Source organism: uncultured Flavobacterium sp. (genome assembly GCF_963922255.1).
In the GTDB taxonomy this organism is placed as follows: Bacteria; Bacteroidota; Bacteroidia; order Flavobacteriales; family Flavobacteriaceae; genus Flavobacterium.
The window spans coordinates 1-3,438 of the sequence record NZ_CAWUIC010000040.1 but is presented as its reverse complement, the minus strand read 5'-3'; the positions used below and the strand labels follow the sequence as shown (position 1 = coordinate 3,438).

The 3,438-nt window shown below is 30.2% G+C and carries 4 protein-coding genes; all 4 read left to right on the top strand.

Annotated elements, in window-relative coordinates:
- The first annotated feature begins 87 nt into the window (after positions 1-87).
- On the top strand, positions 88-903 hold the full coding sequence (locus AABJ49_RS14210; RefSeq protein WP_338378954.1) for a helix-turn-helix domain-containing protein: 816 nt from the start codon (positions 88-90) through the stop codon (positions 901-903).
- Positions 904-1,005: 102 nt separating this feature from the next.
- Complete coding sequence (locus AABJ49_RS14205) at positions 1,006-1,473, top strand: VOC family protein (RefSeq protein ID WP_338378953.1); 468 nt, start codon at positions 1,006-1,008, stop codon at positions 1,471-1,473.
- Positions 1,474-1,659: 186 nt separating this feature from the next.
- Positions 1,660-2,676: an STM3941 family protein gene (locus tag AABJ49_RS14200; RefSeq protein WP_338378952.1), complete on the top strand. Its 1,017-nt coding sequence runs from the start codon at positions 1,660-1,662 to the stop codon at positions 2,674-2,676.
- A 244-nt stretch (positions 2,677-2,920) separates the two neighbouring features.
- On the top strand, positions 2,921-3,361 hold the full coding sequence (locus AABJ49_RS14195) for a hypothetical protein (protein WP_338378951.1): 441 nt from the start codon (positions 2,921-2,923) through the stop codon (positions 3,359-3,361).
- The last annotated feature ends 77 nt before the right edge of the window (positions 3,362-3,438 follow it).

The window sequence follows — 3,438 nt, the reverse complement described above, 5'->3', positions numbered from 1 at the left end:
ATATTTGTTATTGTAAGTGATAAAACTTGCAACTGCGAGAAGCGCGGTAACGTTGTGCGTCACTCAGAAAAAAATTCCGAACAATAAATGGACTACCAAACATACGAACCACATTCTGACCTAAAAGCATTAGTTAATTGCTATTGGACATTGGAAGTGCCTAAACAGTCTGAACCGCAAAAACAGCGAATAGTACCAGATGGTTGTATTGAAATGGCGTTTATTCTCGGAGATGACATAAAACGTTACACGTCCGAAAATGAATTTATACTTCAACCTCGTGCAATGGTACTCGGTCAAACAATTGAACCATTTTACATTGAGCCAATAGGATTTGTTAAAACATTTGCTATCCGATTTTATCCTTATGGCTTTGCAAACTTTGTTTCTGAGCCAATCAATAATTTGGTAAATAAAGAGACACCCATAAGTAAACTTTTTGAAAAAAAATCCGCAGATAATTTAGAGCAAAAAATAATCAAAGTAGAAAATACGGAACAACGAATAAGTATTATCGAAAAATTTCTTTTGGACAGGCTTAATGACGAAAAAACGATTAATACAATCGTAAAAAATACAGTTGATTCCCTTCTATCCACAAACGGAAGTGCTTCAATAAACTCAATCCTTAAAGATGGCTTGTCAAAACGAAGACAACTCGAAAGAAACTTCAAAAAGCAAATTGGAGTAAGTCCTAAACAATTGGGAAAGGTAATTCGCTTGCAGACAGCTTTAAAAATGTTGCTTGAACAAAAAGCAGAAAACCTTACCAATGTTGCTTATGAAAGTGAGTATTTTGACCAAGCACATTTTATAAAAGACTTTAGAGAATTTACAGGAATAAACCCCAAGGAATTTATCAATCACGAAAATTTAGCTCTTTCCGCACTTTTTTACAAATAGTTTAAGGGTGTCGCATTTTTACAATTTCAAGCGACTTTCTACTGCTAATTTTGTTTTGTCAACAAAGAACATAAAATGAAAGGAAAAATATTTATCACAATAATGGCTTTGACTCTTGGTATTGTATCCTGCAAAAACAAAGGTACTTCTGTCACCAATTCAAATCCTACTAAAGAAACAACAATCAAAAACGATAAAAATATGAATAGTTTTATATCAATATTTGAGATTCCAGCAACAGACATTTCGAGAGCCATTAACTTTTACAAAGAAATTTTAAGCATAGAAATTCAAAAATTAGAATTCCCAGGAATGGAAATGGGTTTATTTCCCTACGAAGACCAAATGGTAACAGGAGTTATTGTCAAAGAAGAAGGTTCCGAGCCTTCTGCCAAAGGTGTTACTATTTATCTGAATGGTGGAGATGACTTGCAAATTATTCTTGATAAAATAGAAGGAAATGGCGGAAAGATTATTATTCCTAAAACACCACACGCAGACGAGAGTGGATTTTTCGCTATTTTCCACGACTCGGAAGGAAATAAAATGGGACTTCATTCGCCAAATTAGGAGAAAGAGCGAACGCACAACAATGTATAAAAGCAATAGCGGTTTGGGTGTAAACTCGAATCGTTTTTGCGTTTAATTAAGTATATTGCTTACCGAAAAGTAGATGCGTTTTAATCCGCTACTGCTCTTATACTAAACGTTGGTAGCAATATTTCCGGAACTCGCAGAAAAAAGACAATATCAAAAATGACAGAACTAAAACTATATAAATCTAACTCGAAAGGATTTAAAATTCTTGCTTTGTCTTTGCCTTTTGTGTTAATCGGAATTTGGATGATTTCTGAAAAGCAAAATGGAACTTTTGATTATTATATGGGTTGGTTTATAACTTCTTTTTTCGGTTTAGGAATTCCAATTAGCATTTTTACTTTATTAGACAAAAGACCACAAATTATAATAAATGAGAATGGAATTTGGGACAGAACAACAAAACAGAAAGAAATCAAATGGGAACAAATTAATGAATCTTATTTGATAGATATTTATAATCAAAAATTTATATCAATAGTTGTTGACGAAACATTTGTATTCAAAAAAAATGCTTTTAGTTGGTTAAATAAACTGAATAAATATGTCGGTGCTCAAGAATTGAACATAAATTTAAGTCAAATTAAAATTGACGAAAATAAATTGACAGACTTTATCAACAATATTCGAGTTTCAGAAAAACATCAACGAAATAATCTAATCAAAAACTTCAATTCTAACTTAACATTAAATACAGTTTCAAATAGTCAAAAATATTTTGCTTATGCGTTAATTTTAATTTGTATGCTTGTAGCATCTTTAAGCAATTTTTATATGTTTTGGGTAATTATGATTGCTATGGGAATTGGAGGTTTAATAGCAAGATGGTATAGAGGAACAAATAATAATTCTAACTTAAGAAAATACTCTGAACTAATTGCCTATTTAGGGTTTGCAAATATGGTTTTAATTGGTCTTGCTTTTAAAACTTATGATTACACAACAAATAATATTGGAATTAAATTGACAAATAAAATAGAAACTTATAAAACTGAATATGGAAATTATCCAAATGAAATAAAAACGCTAAGCGAAAAACTCAACTTAAACCTAATTGAAAAATATATCACAGACAAAATAGTCTACAAAAAAACAGAAAATGAATATATTTTAGAACTTATATTCTTAAATCACAACTTGAAAGAATTTGATAATGAACTAAAGGAATGGAATTAATACTGCTACCAACACAGGTTTTGCAAGATTGCGGGTTTTGGGCTGAATTTAAAGTTAGTTTTGTATCTTTGAGTTCAGTGTTTAACCGAAAGTTTCGGCTTCTTTAGTCCGCAACCTCGCAAAGCCTGGGAACGTTATAGGCAATGCAACCGAACTTACGTAGAAAAAACAACAATCAAATATCAAAATGCAATTTCAAAATATTCTAATTATTGTCCTATTTCTAATTTTCACATTGATTGTGATGTCAATATTGAAAACAATAATTAATAAAATAAGAGTAAATAAAATCTTCGCTTATCTGAATGGAAAAGAATATGTGAAATTTTACGGTAATAAATGTTATTATTCCGCAACTGGACTTAAAAAAAACTATCCAAGTTATCCTTCAAAATTGGAAATTTATTTAACCGAAAATGAAATTATATTTATTGGTAAAAATGATTTTCCTTTCATATTTAAAACTATTGAAAATCCTTTTATTTTAAGCAATAATCCAAATAAATTACAAGAAAATCTTCCCTTTGAGAGAATTTTCAAACCAACAAAGGTCAATATAACTGAGAAAACTTTAAGTTTTAGTTTTATTGATAACATAACTCTTAACACAAATATTGATTATCAAATATATCTTGAAAACACTAAAGAAAGTGACCGCTTAAAAAAAATAATTGATTGGTGCTAAACATGCACAGCCTATAACAGCGGTTCCTATGTAAAGCACCATAAAGTTATTAACAACTTTGAGTAGGGGTTATATTT